This is a genomic window from Duganella sp. CT11-25 (genome assembly GCF_047302815.1).
Taxonomy (GTDB): domain Bacteria; phylum Pseudomonadota; class Gammaproteobacteria; order Burkholderiales; family Burkholderiaceae_D; genus Rugamonas.
The window spans coordinates 776,991-793,355 of record NZ_JBKBFD010000001.1 but is presented as its reverse complement, the minus strand read 5'-3'; the positions used below and the strand labels follow the sequence as shown (position 1 = coordinate 793,355).

General features: G+C 68.7%; 14 protein-coding genes. 6 read left to right on the top strand and 8 right to left on the bottom strand.

All coding sequences use genetic code 11. From position 1 onward, the window contains the following. Positions 1–149: 149 nt before the first annotated feature. From ACEN9F_RS03095 to prsR, 3 genes are read left to right on the top strand one after another with little or no spacing between them, the layout of a single operon-like run. Positions 150–1,490, top strand: coding sequence for a TIGR03013 family XrtA/PEP-CTERM system glycosyltransferase (locus ACEN9F_RS03095; RefSeq protein ID WP_413417716.1), 1,341 nt, complete (start codon positions 150–152; stop codon positions 1,488–1,490). After that, complete coding sequence (prsK, locus tag ACEN9F_RS03090; RefSeq protein WP_413417714.1) at positions 1,490–3,517, top strand: XrtA/PEP-CTERM system histidine kinase PrsK; 2,028 nt, start codon at positions 1,490–1,492, stop codon at positions 3,515–3,517. The genes ACEN9F_RS03095 and prsK overlap by 1 nt, the downstream gene beginning before the upstream one ends. Then, complete coding sequence (prsR, locus tag ACEN9F_RS03085; protein ID WP_413426950.1) at positions 3,504–4,850, top strand: PEP-CTERM-box response regulator transcription factor; 1,347 nt, start codon at positions 3,504–3,506, stop codon at positions 4,848–4,850. The genes prsK and prsR overlap by 14 nt, the downstream gene beginning before the upstream one ends. Here the strand turns inward: prsR and ACEN9F_RS03080 are convergent, their stop codons facing one another. From ACEN9F_RS03080 to ACEN9F_RS03055, 6 genes are read right to left on the bottom strand one after another with little or no spacing between them, the layout of a single operon-like run. Continuing rightward, positions 4,851–5,480 carry a tetratricopeptide repeat protein gene (locus ACEN9F_RS03080; RefSeq protein ID WP_413417712.1) on the bottom strand — a complete coding sequence of 210 codons (630 nt, stop codon included), beginning with the start codon at positions 5,478–5,480 and terminating at the stop codon, positions 4,851–4,853. It abuts the gene before it with no gap. After that, the gene (locus ACEN9F_RS03075; RefSeq protein ID WP_413417710.1) at positions 5,477–6,727 is read right to left on the bottom strand and encodes a glycosyltransferase; all 1,251 of its coding nucleotides are present in this window, start codon (positions 6,725–6,727) and stop codon (positions 5,477–5,479) included. Before ACEN9F_RS03075 ends, ACEN9F_RS03080 begins: the two co-directional genes overlap by 4 nt. Then, positions 6,721–7,551 carry a hydrolase 1, exosortase A system-associated gene (locus tag ACEN9F_RS03070; protein WP_413417708.1) on the bottom strand — a complete coding sequence of 277 codons (831 nt, stop codon included), beginning with the start codon at positions 7,549–7,551 and terminating at the stop codon, positions 6,721–6,723. The genes ACEN9F_RS03075 and ACEN9F_RS03070 overlap by 7 nt, the downstream gene beginning before the upstream one ends. Then, positions 7,548–8,411 carry a hydrolase 2, exosortase A system-associated gene (locus tag ACEN9F_RS03065; protein ID WP_413417706.1) on the bottom strand — a complete coding sequence of 288 codons (864 nt, stop codon included), beginning with the start codon at positions 8,409–8,411 and terminating at the stop codon, positions 7,548–7,550. The genes ACEN9F_RS03070 and ACEN9F_RS03065 overlap by 4 nt, the downstream gene beginning before the upstream one ends. 2 nt (positions 8,412–8,413) lie before the next feature. Next, entirely contained in the window at positions 8,414–8,656 is a 243-nt protein-coding gene (locus tag ACEN9F_RS03060; RefSeq protein WP_413417704.1) for an acyl carrier protein, read from the bottom strand. Beyond that, on the bottom strand, positions 8,623–9,366 hold the full coding sequence (locus ACEN9F_RS03055; RefSeq protein ID WP_413417702.1) for an N-acetyltransferase family protein: 744 nt from the start codon (positions 9,364–9,366) through the stop codon (positions 8,623–8,625). Before ACEN9F_RS03055 ends, ACEN9F_RS03060 begins: the two co-directional genes overlap by 34 nt. Positions 9,367–9,524: 158 nt before the next feature. On the opposite strand from ACEN9F_RS03055, the gene ACEN9F_RS03050 reads away from it, so the two are divergent. The 3 genes from ACEN9F_RS03050 to ACEN9F_RS03040 are packed head-to-tail and all read left to right on the top strand — an operon-like array spanning position 9,525 to position 14,268. Then, positions 9,525–11,135 carry an acyl-CoA ligase (AMP-forming), exosortase A system-associated gene (locus ACEN9F_RS03050; protein ID WP_413417700.1) on the top strand — a complete coding sequence of 537 codons (1,611 nt, stop codon included), beginning with the start codon at positions 9,525–9,527 and terminating at the stop codon, positions 11,133–11,135. After that, on the top strand, positions 11,132–12,373 hold the full coding sequence (locus tag ACEN9F_RS03045) for a pyridoxal-dependent decarboxylase, exosortase A system-associated (protein WP_413417698.1): 1,242 nt from the start codon (positions 11,132–11,134) through the stop codon (positions 12,371–12,373). The genes ACEN9F_RS03050 and ACEN9F_RS03045 overlap by 4 nt, the downstream gene beginning before the upstream one ends. Continuing rightward, positions 12,370–14,268, top strand: a complete 1,899-nt coding sequence (locus ACEN9F_RS03040) for an asparagine synthetase B family protein (RefSeq protein ID WP_413417696.1) — start codon at positions 12,370–12,372, stop codon at positions 14,266–14,268. The genes ACEN9F_RS03045 and ACEN9F_RS03040 overlap by 4 nt, the downstream gene beginning before the upstream one ends. Here ACEN9F_RS03040 and ACEN9F_RS03035 read toward each other — a convergent pair. Both ACEN9F_RS03035 and ACEN9F_RS03030 read right to left on the bottom strand, forming a co-directional pair. Further along, positions 14,198–15,052 (bottom strand): polysaccharide deacetylase family protein, encoded by an 855-nt coding sequence (locus ACEN9F_RS03035; protein WP_413417694.1) that lies wholly within the window; start codon positions 15,050–15,052, stop codon positions 14,198–14,200. The genes ACEN9F_RS03040 and ACEN9F_RS03035 overlap by 71 nt on opposite strands. Then, complete coding sequence (locus ACEN9F_RS03030) at positions 15,049–16,356, bottom strand: putative O-glycosylation ligase, exosortase A system-associated (protein WP_413417692.1); 1,308 nt, start codon at positions 16,354–16,356, stop codon at positions 15,049–15,051. Before ACEN9F_RS03030 ends, ACEN9F_RS03035 begins: the two co-directional genes overlap by 4 nt. Positions 16,357–16,365: the final 9 nt, after the last annotated feature.

The window sequence follows — 16,365 nt, the reverse complement described above, 5'->3', positions numbered from 1 at the left end:
GTCACAAATGCCCTATTTTGAGCGCGGTTGTGGGCGGTCAAGACGGCTGCGTTAACTGTTCCGCATCATATTAGCTCCGCCGCCGTACGCGCGGCAGGGAGTGGATTGTGATCAGGATATTTCACCATTATGTGTCGAAGATAGCCTTCATGTTGTTGCTGCTGGAGGTCTTGATATTACTGACGGCGGCGCTGGCCAGCGCGCCGTTGTGGCTCAAGGGCAGGCCCGGCGGTTCGGAGCAGCTGTACTTGCCGGCGCTGGCGTTCGCACTGGTGATGGTGTTCAGCATGGGCACGCTGGGCATGTACCAGCACAATCAATCGCGTGAAGATATCAAAAGCACACTGCTGCGCATCCTGCCGTCGTTCATGCTGGGCTTTGGCCTGATGACGCTGCTGGCCAATATGATCCCCGGCGCGCAGTTCGGCCGGCTGGGCACCCTGGTGTTCGTGCTGGGCGGCGGCGCGGTGCTGCTGGCGCGGCTGGTGGTGTTCATGTCGGCGCAATCGAGCATGATGGAGCGGCGCCTGATCATCATCGGCGACGGCGCCATCGCGCAGGAATGCCTGGAGCTGGCGGCCAAGTGCGTAGGCTTCCATCAGTTCCGGGTGGTGGGCTTTGTGCCGGTCGCCGGCGAGGCGCCCAGCGTGCCGCCGGCCATGCTGCTGCCGCCCGATCTGCCCTTGCTGGCGCTGGCGCGGCGCTATGCGGCCGATGAAATCGTGGTCTCGGTGGGCGACCGCCGCAACGGCGCGTTCCCGGTGCGGCAGCTGCTGGAGTGCGCGCTGGGTGGCGTGCCGGTGACCGATGCGGCCAGCTTCTTCGAGCGCGAGGCGTGCCAGATCCGCGTCGATTCGCTGCAACCGAGCTACCTGATCTTCGGCGGCGGCTTCGATCAAAGCCCGCTGCGGGCGGCCGTCAAGCGCGCCTTCGACCTGCTGGCCAGCGGCGCGATCGGCCTGGCCGCCATGCCGGTGATGCTGCTGACCGCGTTGGCGATCAAGATCGAGGACGGCGGCCCGGTGTTTTACCAGCAGGAGCGGGTGGGGCGCGACAACCGCGTGTTCAAGGTGTTGAAATTCCGCAGCATGCGGCAGGATGCGGAGCAGGACGGCACGCCGCGCTGGGCGGCGCCGGACGATCCGCGCGTGACCTTCATCGGCCGCTGGATACGCAAGCTGCGCATCGACGAGCTGCCGCAGATGATCAATGTATTCAAGGGCGAGATGAGCTTTGTCGGACCGCGTCCGGAGCGCGCCTACTTCGTCGAGCAGCTGTGCGAGCAGATCGCCTACTACAACGTGCGGCACGGGATCAAGCCGGGCATCACGGGGCTGGCGCAGGTGCGCTACGGCTACGGCGCCTCGGTCGACGACGCCGTGCGCAAGCTGCAATACGATTTGTACTATGTGAAGAACAACAGCCTGTTCCTGGACCTGCTGATATTGTTCGACACGGTGCAGGTGGTCTTGTTCGGCAAGGGGCGCTGATGCGCTGGAACGGCGCGCCGGCGGTAGCGGCCTTCAGCCATGGCGTCGCGGCGTTGGCGTTCCTGCTGCTGGCGTTCCTGCTGCTGTGGGGCGCCTGGCGCGGCCGGCGCCACGCCGTATGGTTCGGCCTCGCCTGCCTGGCCACCGCCGCCTGGGCGATATGCGCGGCGGCCGTCGCGGCCACGCCGCCGTCATTGCTGCTGGAGGCCTCGGAGACGCTGCGCACCGCTTGCTGGCTGGCCTTGCTGCTGATGCTGGCCAGCAGCGGCGCCAGCCTGCGGGCCTGGCTGGCGGGTGTCGGCCTGGTGCTGGTGGTCGGGCTGGCGGCCGGCTGGGATGACGCGGCCAGCACCGTCGGCATCGTCATCCGCCTGGCGCTGGCGGTGCTGGGCATGCTGCTGGTGGAGCATGTCTATCGCAGTGCGCAACTGGGCGCCCGCTGGGGCATCAAGTTCGCCTGCCTGGGCGTGGGGGCCTTGTTCGCCTACGACTTCTACCTGTACAGCGACGCTTTGCTGTTCCACCGCGTGAACCAGGAGATCCGGGCCGCGCGCGGCATCGTCAACGCCCTCAGCGTGCCGCTGCTGGCGATGGCGGCGGCGCGCAATCCGGTGTGGACGCCAGGCCTGCTGCTGTCGCGCCAGATCATGTTCCGCTCGGCGGCCTTGCTGGGTTCCGCGCTGTACCTGCTGGCGATGGCGGCCAGCGCCTGGTATCTGCGCTACGTCGGCGGCGCGTGGGGCACGCTGATGCAGCTGGCCTGCCTGTGCGGCGCGGCGCTGCTGCTGGCCGCCGTGTTGTTCTCCGGGACCATGCGGGCCCGCCTCAAGATCTTCATCAGCAAGCACTTTTACCAGGGCCGCTACGACTACCGCCAGGAATGGCAGCATTTCACGCGCGCGCTGGCCGAGGATGCGGGCGGGCTGTCGGAGCGGGCGATCCAGGCGGTGGCGGGGCTGGTGGAAAGCCCGGCCGGCATGCTGTGGCTGCGCCACGACGGCGACAGCTACCGGCCGGCCGTCGGCTGGAACATGGCGGCGCCGTCGCAGGAGGAGGCGGCGGACAGCGCCCTGTGCCGCTTCCTGATCGCGCGCAACTGGGTCATCGAGTTGCCGGAGTGGCGCAGCCATCCCGCCCGCTACGGCGACCTGGCGCTGCCGGCGTGGCTGACCACCAGGCCGGACCTGTGGCTGCTGGTGCCGCTGACGCTGGAGCGCAGCCTGTTCGGCTTCATTTGCCTGGCGCCGCCGCGCACGGCGCTGCAGCTCAACTGGGAGGTGCGCGACGTGCTGAAGATCGCCGGCAGCCAGGCGGCCAGCTACCTGGCGCACCGGGCGTCGGCCGACAGCCTGGCTGTGGCGCGGCAGTTCGAGTCGTTCAACCGCATGTCGACGTTCATCGTGCATGACTTGAAGAACCTGGTGTCGCAGCTGTCGCTGCTGCTGGTGAACGCCGAGCGGCACAAGGCCAATCCCGCCTTCCAGGACGATATGCTGGAGACGCTGTCGCATTCGCTGGGCAAGATGAAGCATCTGCTGCTCAAGCTGCGCCGCGACGATACGCCCGACGTGGCGGCGCCGCTGCTGCTGGACCAGCTGCTGTTGCGCGCCGTGCAGGCGCGCGCCGGATGCGAGCCGCGGCCGTCGCTGGAGCTGCGCGCCGCCGGGCTGACGGTGCGGGCCAACGGCCAGCGGCTGGAACGGGTGATCGGCCACCTGATCCAGAACGCCGTCGAGGCCACGCCGCGCAGCGGCAGCGTCATGGTGCGGCTGCATCGCAGCGGCGCGGCGGCGGTCGTCGAACTGAGCGACACCGGCCACGGCATGAGCGAGCAATTCATGCGCGAGCGCCTGTTCAAGCCATTCGAATCAACCAAGACGGCGGGCATGGGGATCGGCGTGTTCGAGAGCCGCGAATACCTGCGCGAAGTCGGGGGCCAGCTGGAGGTGGCCAGCGCGCCGTCGCAGGGGACGACGTTTCGCCTGACGCTGCCGTTACATGAGGAGTCCTATGATGGGCAAGAATAAGCTGCTGGTGGTCGAGGACGATACCGGACTGCAGAAACAGCTGCGCTGGAGCCTGGACGCTTACGAAGTCGTGGTGGCGACCGACCGCGAGACGGCGATGGCGCAGCTGCGCCGCCATCAGCCGGCGGTGGCGACCATGGACCTGGGGCTGCCGCCGGATCCGGACGGCGCCAGCGAGGGACTGGCGCTGCTGCAGCAAATACTGGCCGCCGCGCCGGATACCAAGGTGATCATCCTGTCCGGCAACCAGGAACGGGCCTTTGCGCTGAAGGCGATCGCGATGGGGGCCTACGATTTCCACCAGAAGCCGCTCGACGCCGACGCGCTGGGGCTGGTGATCGCGCGCGCCTTCTACCTGCACGCGATGCAGCAGGAAAACCGGCGCATGCTGCAGATACAGTCGGATTCTCCGCTGGCCGGCATCATCAGCCGCGACCCCGGCATGCTGAAGCTGTGCCGCAGCGTGGAGAAAGTGGCGCCGTCGTCGGCCACCGTGATGCTGTTGGGCGATTCCGGCAGCGGCAAGGAGCTGATCGCGCGCGGCCTGCACAGCCTGAGCGCGCGCGCCGACAAGCGCTTCGTCGCGATCAACTGCGCGGCGATACCCGAGCAGCTGCTGGAGAGCGAATTGTTCGGCTACGAGAAGGGCGCGTTCACCGGCGCGCAGCGGCAGACGCTGGGCAAGCTGGAACTGGCGCAGGGCGGCACCTTCTTCCTCGACGAGATCGGCGACATGCCGATCGCGCTGCAGGCCAAGCTGCTGCGCTTCCTGCAGCAGCGCGTGATCGAGCGCGTGGGCGGGCGCAGCGAAATCAGCATCGACGTGCGCATCGTCTGCGCCACGCACCAGAACCTGAAGGCGCTGGCGGAAGCGGGCCGCTTCCGCGAAGACCTGTACTACCGCCTGAGCGAGATCGTGCTGACGATACCGCCGCTGCGCGAACGCAGCGGCGACAGCGCGCTGCTGGCGCATCACTTCCGCAACAAGTTCTGCGCCAGCGAATCGCGCTCCATGCTTAGCCTGGGCGCCGAGGCGCTGGCCGCGATCGAGGCCTACGCCTGGCCGGGCAATGTGCGGGAGATGGAGAACTGCATCAAGCGCGCGGTGATCATGGCCGACGGTCCGCAGATCACGCCGCTCGATCTGGGCCTGCCCCAGAGCGGAGCCGGGGAGGAAGACCTGAACCTGCGGCTGGCGCGCGACGCCGCCGAGTACCGGGTGATGGTGAAGGCGCTGGCGCGGGCGGACGGCAATATCGTCAAGGCGGCGGAGCTGCTGGGCGTGAGCCGGCCGACGCTGTACGACTTGATGAACCACCACGGCCTGAAGTAGTCACTTGGTCTCGCGCCATTGGCCGGCGGCGATCAGCTTGTTTTTCAGGCCATCCAGCGGGAAGCCCATGCCGTAGGCCTTTTCGGCGCTGGCACGGGCCTTGCCGTAGTCCTTCTTCTTCAGGTAGAGCAGGCCGAGATTATAGTGCGCGGTGGGGTTGTCCGGCTCCAGCTCCGCCGCCTGCTCCAGCTGCTCCAGCGCGTCGTCGGCGCGGCCGGTCGCCAGCAGGTAGCTGCCGTACAGCGAGCGCACGCGCGCGTCCTTGGGCGTGTAGCGCAACGCGCGGTCGAAGAAGCAGTCGACCGTGTAGCGGGCGCCTTGCGGCTTGCGGTTCTTGTCGCGCAGCGCCAGTCTGGTCATCGCGGCCAACGCGCGGTGATGGTTGGGGAAGTGCTCCAGCGTGTAGCTGATGTCCCCTCCAAGCGGGCCGCTGGCGCCGCGTATCAGGCGTTCGACGCTGGGGGTGAAGTGGAACTGTTCGACCACCGGCAGGCCGACGCGGTCGTCGGCGTTGGTGTAGTCGCCGCCGGGATCGTGCTTGACGTAGGGTGCGCAGCTCTCGCCGGCTATGGTGGCGGCGAAGGCCGGCGCGGCGCATAGCGCCAGGATGGGAAGGATACGGGTTTTCATGACTGCTCCTTATCGTGTATGCGGTCCAATAGCGCCGCCAGCTCGCGCGTGCGGGCGGCGCGGGAATGGCGCGCGATGATGGCGGGCGTTGCCAGCGGCGCCTTGTTTTGCCGGCACAGGCGCAGGAAGTACACCAGCATGCCGGCGATGTCGCTGACGGAATCCAGCCGTCCGATGGTGTCGATGCCGGCGTGGCGCAGGGCGCCGGCGGTGTCGCCGCCGGGATGGGTGAGCGCGAGCACGGGCCGGCGCGCGCGCAGGTATTCGTACATCTTGGCGGGTATCTGCCCGTTGCAATTCTCCGCCTGCAGCAGCAGCAGGCCGTCGGCGCCGATCATTTCGGCCAGCGCCTCGCGGTACGGCAGCGGCGGTGCCAGCTCGATCAGCTGTTCGATGCCGGGATGCTCCCGCATCAGGCCCCGCAGGTAGTCGTCGTGGCCGGAGGCGCGCAGCACCAGCCGGAAGCCGGCGGGCGTGAGGTCGCCGTCGGCCTGCAGGCGGGCCAGCGCCGCGAACAGCGGCGCGGGATCGCGTTCGGACGGATAAATGACGCCGCTGTGCAGCAGCCGGAACTGGCCGTCCGGCCCGCGCGGGTGCGGCGCGGCGATTTCGGCGGCGATGAAGCTGGTCTCGTCGTAGCCGTTTTCTATCAGCTCGATGCGATGTTCATCGGCCTGCGGGTAGCGGATGGCGAGATCGCGCACCGCGCCCGGCGTGGTGCAGACCACGGCCGCGCCGCGCTGCATCGCCTGCTCTTCGATCCAGCCGTGGATGCGGCGGCGGCGCGGGTCGGGCGGATAGCCGGTGTCGATCAGCGGATCGCGCTGGTCGGCGACCCAGGGAATGCCGGTCAGGCGATGCAGCGTCAGCGCGATCAGGTGCGCGGTGGCGATCGGGTAGCTGGACCAGATCACGTCCGGCTGGTAGTGGCGTATCAGCTTGAGGCCGGCCGGGACGGCGCTCAGCCACCAGGATATCCAGCGGTCCGGCTGCGCCAGCAGCGACGGGTAGCGGCCGCGGAACGCCAGGTGGCGCGAGGCGTCCAGCGCGAAGCTGCGGTGCACCTCGACGCGGGGCGTGGCGTCGGCGGTATCGGCGGAGAGGTAGGCGCCGGGGCTGACCGACAGCACCAGCGGTTGCCAGCCAGATTGCGGCAGGTGCTGCGTGAACGCCAGCGTGCGCTGGATGCCGCTGCCGCCGCGCATCGGCGGATAGTGATAGGCGATCATCAGCACGCGCTTTACCATGCCGTCACCCACCTGGTGCAGATGGCGGCGACATCGTCGCGCCAGGACTTGCGGGCGAAGGTATGGTTGGCCTGCGCGATGGTGGCCTGGCTGACGCGCGGTTGCGCCATCAAGGCGCGCCAGTGCGTATGGTGCGTTGACAGCGCCTGGAATTCCCGCGCGCCGAGGTCGGCGCCGCTAAGGATGATCAGTATGTGGCCGGGAAAGTGGTGCAGCGCGTGGTACAGGCGCTGCGGCAGCGTCTCGACCTTCGCGGCCGGCTCGCGCGCGGCGGTCATCAGCTGCATGGCGCCGGCCAGCGCGCGCCGCAGGCCGAAACCGCCGCCGGCCAGCTTGCGCCAGAAATCCCAGTCCTTGAGCCGTTGCGCATAGTAATGGCGCAGCGTGGCGCGCGCCAGGCTTTGTTCGGTGCGCACCCAGGGATTGAGCAGCACCACCCCGGCGACGCGGCGGTCGTACTGCGCGTAGAAGGCCGCCGCCGTGGCGCCGTCGCACAGCCCCCACAGCACGATTTCCTTCAAGCCCGGCAGGGCGGCGAAGAACTGGCGCACGGCGGCGGCCAGGTCCTCCTGGATCGCTTCGAAATTGCGCATCTCGCCCTCGCTGTCGCCCATGCCGCGGTAGTCGAAGCGGAGCACCGGGATGCCGCTGGCAGCCAGGTGCCGCGCCAGCAGCACGAACTGGCGGTGGCTGCCGACGCGGTACTGCGGGCCGCCGGTGACGATCAGCACGCCGCGCGCCAGCGGCTGCTCGGGCAGGTCCAGCACGCCGACCAGCCAGCAGTCGCGGCAGGCGAAGTGCAGGACGCGCTGCTGCGCCATCATCCGCGCTCCGGCGGCGCCACGGCCAGCGTGGCGGTCAGCAGCTCGGGCGACTCGCTGATGTCGGCGCTGGACCAGAACGGCGCGCCGTGCAGCGGCCAGGCCTCGACCATGGTGCCGGCCTCCCGCCAACGCTCGATCAGCAGCGCCGATGCCGGCTGCAATGCGGCCTGCGGCGCCTGGCCGTTGGCCGCCGCCGCATACGAGTCGGCCAGGCTGCCGGCTTGCGGCCAGGCGGCGTTCAGCTCCAGCCACTGCACCGGGCAGGTGGGCGCCAGCGTGGCGGCGTCGGCCTGGCTGATGGCCGCCGACAGTTCGGGCGCCACCATGTAGCCCGCGATCTCCGTGCCTTGCTCCGGCGTCGACGCCGCCGGCACCGCGCCGAACAGGCGCGCCGCGCTCTGCGCGCGCGCGAACTGGTGCAGGTGCGCGCGGCCGCTGATGGCGGGCTGCCACAGGATCAGCGCCTCCGGCTTGGCGCGGGCGGCGAAGTCCAGCGCGAGCAGCGCGCCCAGGCGCAGTCCCCACAGGTAGAACGGCCCGGCGCCGCGCTGCGTCAGCCATTGCCAGCCCAGCGCCAGGTCGGACAGCCAGATGTCCCAGCGGGCGTCGGCGAAATCGCCGCTGCTGTCGCCGCAGCCATACAGGTCGATCTGCAGCACGCCGAAGCCGGCCCGCGCGTAGGCCCGCGACTGCAGGGCCGCCATGCGCCGGCTCTTGTTCATTTCCTCGGCAAACGGGTGGACGTAGAGGATGGCGCCGCGCGGCGCGGCTGCGGGATCCGGCTGGTGGTACAGGCAAAAGCGCTCGCCCGCGTCGGCGGTCAGGAAGAATGGCAGGGCGCTGGCTTGGTGCGGATACACGGTCAGGCCATCTTGGTGGCGACGAAACTGGACAGCGAGCCGATCGTGGCGAAGTGGCGCGCGCTGATCTCGTCGTCCAGCACCTCGAAGCCGAAGTGCTGCTCCAGCGCCAGGATCAGGCTGGCCACCGCCATCGAATCGAGTTCCGGCAAGCTGCCGAGCAGCAGCGTGTCTTCGGTCAGCGGCATCTGCCCCAGGCCGAGCGTGGACCTCAGGATCTGGCAGACTTGGTTGATATGGGGCATGGCGGCTCCTGTGGTGCGATGTCGGCCAGCGCGCTGGTGTCGAACATCAGTTGGGGAAAGGACGCGGGATCGCGGGAGAAGTGAAAGTAGGGCGCCAGGCTGGCGATCATCCATTGCCAGCCGCCGCAGCGCAGGAACAGCGCGCCGCCCAGGCGCACCGTGCCGATCTGCGCGTGCGCCCGCAGCGAGGCCGGATTGAAGGCGGAGATGCGGCTGCAGCTCCAGCGCACGCCGTGCTGGCGCAGGTGGCGCCGCGCGGCCTCCCACAGCCGCAGGAAGACCCAGCCGAGCCGCTCGTCCGGCCGCACCCAGACATCGAAATCCCAGCAGGAACGCGACGACGCCAGCCGGTAGCGGACCCGCACCTCGTCTTCCTGGTAACCGTCCAGGATCAGCCACAGGAAGCCGGCCAGGTGGCCGTTGCGCCATGCCATCAGCGACAGCGCGCCTTGCGCGTAGCGCCCGCGCAGCACGGCCTGGGGGCGCGGATAGCCGTCGAGGGGGGCGTCGGCGACGCTGGACATGCGGATCTCGATATCGCGGCCGCGCGCGGGCGACAGCGGCGTGTCGCCGATGTATTGGGCGACGAAGTGGTAGCGGTACAGCGCCCAGCGCCCAGCGCTCAGCTTGTCGAGCAGGCGTGCCAAGGCGTACAGGGCGGCGTTGGGCCAGCCCAGTTGTGCAATGGTTTGACGCAGGCCTGTAGTCATGAAGGTGTGCCGTAGGGGGAGCCGGCCTTGATTAGACTATGGCCGTCCGGCGCACGGTTTGCGCCAGCACAAGCGGGCCACATACTTGACGAACATCAAGAACCGCGGCGCGGATTGTCCCGATCATGGAGGACTCATCATCGATCAGGCCGACCGCCATGACGCAGTTAATCCACCACTTGATCTTTCAGTCGGCGCTGACGGTGCCGGACCGGCAGGCGCTGTGCTACCAGGGCGTCGGCCTGAACTACGGCGCGCTGGCGCAGATGGTGCGGGTGGCGGCGGACGCCTGGCTGCACCACGGCCTGGGGCGCGGCGAACGGCTGGCGGTGTACCTGGAAAAGCGCGAGGAAACCGTGGTGGCGCTGTTCGGCGCGGCGGCGGCCGGCGCGGTGTTCGTGCCGGTCAACCCGGTGCTGAAGCCGGACCAGGTGGCCTACATCCTGGCCGACTGCAATGTGCGCATCCTGGTGACGTCGCGCGAGCGCCTGAACGGATTGGCGGAGGCGCTGCCCAAATGTCCCGACTTGCGCACCGTGATCGTCATCGGCTCGATGGAGGGCTTGCCGCGCCTGGACGGCGTGGCCTTGCACTCCTGGCGCGAATCCATGCTGGCCGCGCCGCCGCGCCCGGCCCACGCCTGCATCGACGGCGACGTCGCCGCCATCCTGTACACCTCCGGCAGCACCGGCAGGCCCAAGGGCGTGGTGCTGTCGCACCGCAACCTGGTGGCGGGCGCGCTCAGCGTCTCCGGCTACCTGAATAATACGCAGGAAGACCGCATCCTGTGCGTGCTGCCGCTCAGCTTCGATTACGGCCTGAGCCAGCTGACGACGGCGTTCGCGGTGGGCGCGTGCGCCGTGCTGATGAACCACCTGCTGCTGCGCGACATCATCGAAGCGGTCGATCGCGAGCGCATCACCGGCCTGGGCGCGGTGCCGCCGCTGTGGATACAGCTGGCGGACCTGGGCTGGAGCCACGCGGGACGCCTGCGCTACATCACCAACTCCGGCGGCGTGATGCAGAAGCACACGCTGCGCGCGCTGCGCAAGGCCTTGCCGCACACGCGGATCTACCTGATGTACGGCCTGACCGAAGCCTTCCGCTCCACCTACCTGGCGCCGGAGCAGCTCGACCTGCGGCCCGATTCGATCGGCAAGGCGATCCCGAACGCGGAAATCCTGGTGCTGCGCAGCGACGGTTCGCCGTGCGGCCCCAACGAGCCGGGCGAGCTGGTGCATCGCGGCGCGCTGGTGGCGCTGGGCTACTGGAACGATGCCGCCCGCACCGCCGAGCGGTTCCGGCCCCTGCCGGACCGGCTGGGCGGCCTGCCGATCCCGGAGCTGGCCGTGTGGTCGGGCGACACGGTACGCGCCGATGACGAAGGTTTTTTGTACTTCATCGGGCGCAGCGACGAGATGATCAAGACCTCCGGCTACCGCGTCAGCCCGGCGGAGGTGGAGGAAGTGGTCTACGCCACGGGGCTGGTGGCGGAAGCGGCGGCGCTCGGCGTCCCCCACCCACAGCTCGGGCAATCGATCGCGCTGGTCGCCACCGTGGCGCCGGGCGGCCCGGCCGACAGCGCGGTCCTGCTGGCCGCCTGCAAGCGCGCCTTGCCGGCCTACATGGTGCCGGCGCAGATCGAGATCCGCCGCTCGCCGCTGCCGCGCAATCCGAACGGAAAGATCGACCGCAAGCTGCTGGGCGATGAGTTGGCCGGTCAGTCGGCCGATCAGTCGACCGGCACTGAACCGGCGGCACAGCCATGACGCCCGCCGCGGAAGCGCCGCGCCATGCCCCTTGCCGGCAATTCCCGGTGCTGGACGACTGTCTGCAGCTGGGTGGCGTACAGCTGACGCGGCTGGCCGAGCGGGTCGGCCGCACCCCGTTCTACGCCTACGAGCGCGACCACATCCGGTCGCGCATCGATCTGCTGCGCCACACCTTGCCGCCGGGCGTGCACCTGCACTACGCGATCAAGGCCAACCCCATGCCGGCGCTGGCGGGCATGATGGCGCCGCTGGTCGACGGCTTCGACGTCGCTTCCGCCGGCGAGATGAAGACCGCGCTGGATGCCGGCATGGCATCGGCGTGCATCAGCTTTGCCGGGCCGGGCAAGAGCAACGCCGAGCTGCGCAGCGCGGTGGCGGCCGGCGTGCTGCTGCACCTGGAGTCGGAGGCCGAAATGGAACGCGCCGCGCGCGTCGGCGAGCTGCTGGGGCTGACGCCGCGCGTGGCGGTGCGCGTCAACCCGGATTTCGAGCTCAAGCATGCAGGCATGAAGATGGCCGGTGGTGCACACCAGTTCGGCGTCGATGCCGACCGCGTACCCGCCATGCTGGACGCGCTGGGGCGGTTGGGGCTGGACTTCCATGGCTTCCATCTGTTTTGCGGCGCGCAAAACCTGTCAGCGCAGGCGATCCGCGAAGCGCAGCGGCTGTGCGTGGAACTGGCGCTGCGCCTGGCCGAACACGCGCCGTCGCCGATGCGCATGCTGAACATCGGCGGCGGCTTCGGCGTGCCGTATTTCCCCGGCGAGCGCGCGCTGGACTTGCCGGCGGTGGCCGAGGGGCTGGAGTCCGCCTTGTGCAGGCTGAAGGTCGACGCTCCCGGCACCCAGCTGGTGCTGGAACTGGGCCGCTACCTGGTGGCCGAGGCCGGCATCTACGTCTGTCGCGTGCTGGAGCGCAAGCTGTCGCACGGGCGCGTGTTTCTGATCACGGACGGCGGCATGCATCATCATCTGGCGGCGTCGGGCAACTTCGGCCAGGTGATCCGCAAGAATTATCCGGTCGCCATCGGCAACCACATGCAGGACGGCCCGCGCGAGACGGCGACCGTGGTCGGCCCGCTGTGCACGCCGCTGGACATGCTGGCCGACAGCATGGAACTGGCGCGGGCGGAGGTGGGCGATCTTGTCGTCGTGTTCCAGTCCGGTGCTTACGGCTTGACCGCCAGTCCCACCGCGTTTCTTGGCCACCCCGGGCCGCTGGAGGTATTGGTATGAGTGGCTTGTGCGGTTACCTGAACACGGTGCGCGACGCCCGCAGCGATGGCCTCGGCGAGCAAGCGCTGGCCGGCATGGCGGCGTGCATGGCGCGTTTCGATTCGAGTCCGGTGCGGACGCTGGCCGACGGGCCTTGCGGCGTGGCGGTGGCGGCAAGCGCGGACAGCTGCAGCATGCACAGCCGCAGCGGGCTGCTGGCGGCGGTGTGGGGGCGGGCGACGCTGGACGGTAGCGCGGACCGGGTCGCGGCCCGCCTTGCCGAGTTGTGGACGCTGCGCGGCGCCCAGGCCTGCGCCGAACTGTGCGGGCCGTTTGCCGCCTGCATCGTGGACGGCGCCACCGGCGAGGTGTTGCTGGCCGTGGACCGCGGCGGGGTTCACACCATGCATTACCAGAGCCTGCCGCAAGGGCTGCTGTTCGGTTCCTCTGCGGCGGCGGTGCAGGCGCATCCCTATGCAAGCGGCGAGCTGGACCCGCAAGCGCTCTACAACTATCTGTATTTCCACATGATACCGGCGCCGCGCACGGTCTATCGCGACCAGCAACGGCTGCTGCCGGGCGAGTTCCTGCTGTACCGGCGCGGCCGGCTGGAGCGCGGCGCCTATTGGAAAATGCGCTACACCGAAGACCGCGAGCTGCCGTTCGGCGTGCTGAAACAGCAGTTCCTCGGCATACTGGAGCATTCGGTGCGCCAGGCGCTACAGGGCGAGGGCAAGGTCGGCGCCTTTCTCAGCGGCGGCACCGACAGCTCCACGCTGGCGGGCATGCTGGGCAAGGTGAGCGGTGCGCCGGCCAGCACCTATTCGATCGGCTTCGACGTCGACGGCTACGATGAGATGGCGTACGCGCGCATCGCCGCCCGCCATTTCAAGACCGACCATCATGAACTGTACGTGACGGCGGACGATGTGACGGCGGCGATCCCGCGCATCGCCGCCGTGTGCGACCAGCCGTTCGGCAATTCGTCGGCGGTGCCGGCCTATTATTGCGCCGCCATGGCGCGCGCCGACGGCGTCACCCGGCTGCTGGGTGGCGACGGCGGCGACGAGCTGTTCGGCGGCAACGAGCGCTACGCGCGCCAAGCCGTGTTCTCGCGTTACGAACAACTGCCGTCCGGCCTGCGCCAGACGCTGGTCGAACCCCTGCTGTTCGGCGTGGCCGGCAAGCTGGACCTGGCCTTGCTGCGCAAGGCGCGCAGCTATATCGAGCAGGCGCTGGTGCCGATGCCGGCCCGGCTGGAAACCTACAACCTGCTGCGGCACTACGGCCCGGCGCGGATGCTGCATGCGGATTTCCTGTCCAGCATCGATTCCGGCGCGCCGCTCGGCCAGCTCAACGCCCGCTACTGGGAGGGGCAGAGCCTCAGCCAGATCAACCGCATGCAGTCCATCGACCTGCTCTACACGCTGGCGGACAACGATTTGCGCAAGGTGCGCCAGGCGTGCGAGCTGGCCGGCGTGGAAGCGGCGTTTCCGTTCCTGAGCGACGACATGCTGGCGTTCTCGTCGCGCCTGCCGCCGCAGGCCAAGCTGAACGGCACCAGACTGCGTTATTTCTTCAAGCAGGCGCTGCGCGACCATCTGCCGGGCGCCATCCTGCGCAAGAAGAAGCACGGCTTCGGCTTGCCGTTCGGGCACTGGCTGCAAACCAATGCCGGCCTGCGGGCCCTGGCCTTCGACAGCCTCAGCGACCTGAAGGCGCGCCGCATCGTGCGCGCCGACTTCATCGATACGCTGACGAGGAACCTGGTGCACGAGCATCCGGCGTATCACGGCACCATGGTCTGGGTGCTGATGATGCTGGAGCAATGGCTGCGCCAGCACGCTACACGCCGTGCAGCCGGTTTTCCATCAGACGCAGCAGGAATCGCGGCCGATCTCGCTCCCAGGGCGTGAAGCGCGGCAGTTGCAGGACGTCGCTGCCGCCGTAGGCGGCGCCGGCCGTGGTGCTGACCGCCGCCTCGAAACCCAGCGCGCTGGCCATGTCCACGTGGCGCCGCGTGTAGTCGACGCCGGGCTTGCCGTTCGGGTAGGCGAACAGCGTGACCGGCGTCTGCGTGATCGCCTCCAGCGCCGCCTTGCCCTCGGCGATGTCGGCCTGCGCCTCGGCGTCCGGCATCGCCGCCAGTATCGGATGACGATGGGTGTGGGCGCCGATTTCCATGCCGGCGGCGAGCAGCGAGCGGACCTGGTGCGAGCGCATCATCAGTTCGCGGCCGCGCGGCGGCGCCAGCCGGGCCACCTCGGCCAGGCGGTCCTCGAACGGCAGGTACTTGAAGCGCTGCAGCAGGCGGTCGATGGCCTGCCGCTGCTGCTCCAGCGTGCCCTCGGCCTGCCGGCGCACATGCTCGATCACGTCGTCATTCCACATCTGGCCGCCGTCGAGATAGCCGCTGGCGATGAAAAAGGTGGCGCCCAGGCCGTGGCGGCGCAGCACCGGCAGCGCCAGTTCGGCGTTGTCCGCATAGCCGTCGTCGAAGGTGATGCAGGCCGCGCGGGCGGGCAGCGTGCCCTCCTGCAGCCGGCGCGCCGCCACGCTGAGCGGCAGCACACAGAAGCAGCGCTTGAGCAGCGCCATCTGGCGGTCGAAGCAACGCACGTCGGGCAGGCTGGGCAGCAAAGGATCCGGCCGCGCCAGCACCCGGTGATAGATCAGTATCGACAGGCGCGGCGCGATCATGGCGGCTCCGGCGCGACGCGCGCGCCTATCGGCAGGCCGGCGCCACGATTGGCGCCGGCGGCGGCCGGCGCCGCCTGGCGCTGGGCCACCAGCATCCGCAAGGCGACCACGGCAGCCATCAGGTAGTAGGGCACGTCGAAGTACAACAGGCTCAGGAAGGCGCCGCCGACCGCGAAACCGATCAGGCTGGCCTGTATCATTTTTGCCAGGTCGTTCGCCCATTTCAGCTCGGGATCGTCGCGGCTGTGGCGGACGGTCCACGCGGCGGAGCGCCAGGTCAGCACGCCCAGCAGCAGATACAGTCCCAGGCCGACAAAGCCGTGCTCGCCCAGGGCCTGGAAATAAATGCTGTGCGCGGCGTGCACGGCGTTGGGATTGGGGGCGTACAGATAGAACACCGCCGGGTCGGCGATTTCGAATCCGCCGCCAAAGAAGCGGTCCTTGGCCAGGTTGTAGGCCATGTACCAGGCGTTGATGCGGCCCATCGCCGAATCGTCGGCCTGGTAGCGGGTGATGCTGTCCATGCGCTCGGCCCAGCGCTCCGGCATCAGCAGCAGGGCCAGCGGCGCCATCAGCATGAGCAGTATGCCGCCCATCAGTTTCTTGCTGCTCTTGAACCACATCAGCATCAGCATGGCGGCGATCGCCAGCAACGCGCCGCGCGAGTACGAACCGAGCGCGGCCAGCGCCGACAGCAGCATCGTCACCGTCATGCCGTGCCGCACCCAGCGGTTCTGGCTGCTGAGTTGGAGGTAGCGCATCAGCGGAATCGCGATGATCAGCGCCAGGGCGATCTCGTTGTTGCCGCCGATGAAGGTCCCCTCCGGTCCCCACACCAGGTAGTTGCCGCCGTTGTTCACGGTGAAGATGCCGCCCTTGATGCCGTAGAAGCCCAGCGACACCACCAGCACCCAGATCATCCGGTGCACGTCCTGGCGGCTGCGGATCAGCATCAGGACCACCAGGCTCATCAACATGATCTTCATGACCTTGGTCCACTGCACATAGGACGGCGCCGGAAAGATGGAAAACAGCGTGGTGACGTTCATCCACAGCACCAGTGCCAGCAACGTCACGGTGATACCGCTGAGCGGCAGCGTCTTCGGCATGCGCGAGGTGGCGATGCTGAAGATGGTGACGATGGCGATGATGAAGGCGAACGGGAAGGTGGTGGCGAAGCCCCAGCCTTGCGTGTGCGGGTTCATGACGCTGATCCAGATCCACATCAACGCGCCGTTGACGGGGTTTTTCAGGATCAGCGGCAGGCTGGCGAAAACGATGAAGGTAACGAGTATGTCGCGCATGGCTGTCGT

What these genes read in the sequence shown, in the direction of transcription:
- ACEN9F_RS03050 (WP_413417700.1), top strand. Translation starts at nt 9,525, where the DNA reads ATGACGCAGTTAATCCACCACTTGATCTTTCAGTCGGCGCTGACGGTG.
- ACEN9F_RS03030 (WP_413417692.1), bottom strand. Translation starts at nt 16,356, where the DNA reads ATGCGCGACATACTCGTTACCTTCATCGTTTTCGCCAGCCTGCCGCTG.
- ACEN9F_RS03035 (WP_413417694.1), bottom strand. Translation starts at nt 15,052, where the DNA reads ATGATCGCGCCGCGCCTGTCGATACTGATCTATCACCGGGTGCTGGCG.
- prsK (WP_413417714.1), top strand. Translation starts at nt 1,490, where the DNA reads ATGCGCTGGAACGGCGCGCCGGCGGTAGCGGCCTTCAGCCATGGCGTC.
- ACEN9F_RS03070 (WP_413417708.1), bottom strand. Translation starts at nt 7,551, where the DNA reads ATGATGGCGCAGCAGCGCGTCCTGCACTTCGCCTGCCGCGACTGCTGG.
- ACEN9F_RS03060 (WP_413417704.1), bottom strand. Translation starts at nt 8,656, where the DNA reads ATGCCCCATATCAACCAAGTCTGCCAGATCCTGAGGTCCACGCTCGGC.
- ACEN9F_RS03055 (WP_413417702.1), bottom strand. Translation starts at nt 9,366, where the DNA reads ATGACTACAGGCCTGCGTCAAACCATTGCACAACTGGGCTGGCCCAAC.
- ACEN9F_RS03040 (WP_413417696.1), top strand. Translation starts at nt 12,370, where the DNA reads ATGAGTGGCTTGTGCGGTTACCTGAACACGGTGCGCGACGCCCGCAGC.
- ACEN9F_RS03045 (WP_413417698.1), top strand. Translation starts at nt 11,132, where the DNA reads ATGACGCCCGCCGCGGAAGCGCCGCGCCATGCCCCTTGCCGGCAATTC.
- prsR (WP_413426950.1), top strand. Translation starts at nt 3,504, where the DNA reads ATGGGCAAGAATAAGCTGCTGGTGGTCGAGGACGATACCGGACTGCAG.
- ACEN9F_RS03075 (WP_413417710.1), bottom strand. Translation starts at nt 6,727, where the DNA reads ATGGTAAAGCGCGTGCTGATGATCGCCTATCACTATCCGCCGATGCGC.
- ACEN9F_RS03095 (WP_413417716.1), top strand. Translation starts at nt 150, where the DNA reads ATGTTGTTGCTGCTGGAGGTCTTGATATTACTGACGGCGGCGCTGGCC.
- ACEN9F_RS03080 (WP_413417712.1), bottom strand. Translation starts at nt 5,480, where the DNA reads ATGAAAACCCGTATCCTTCCCATCCTGGCGCTATGCGCCGCGCCGGCC.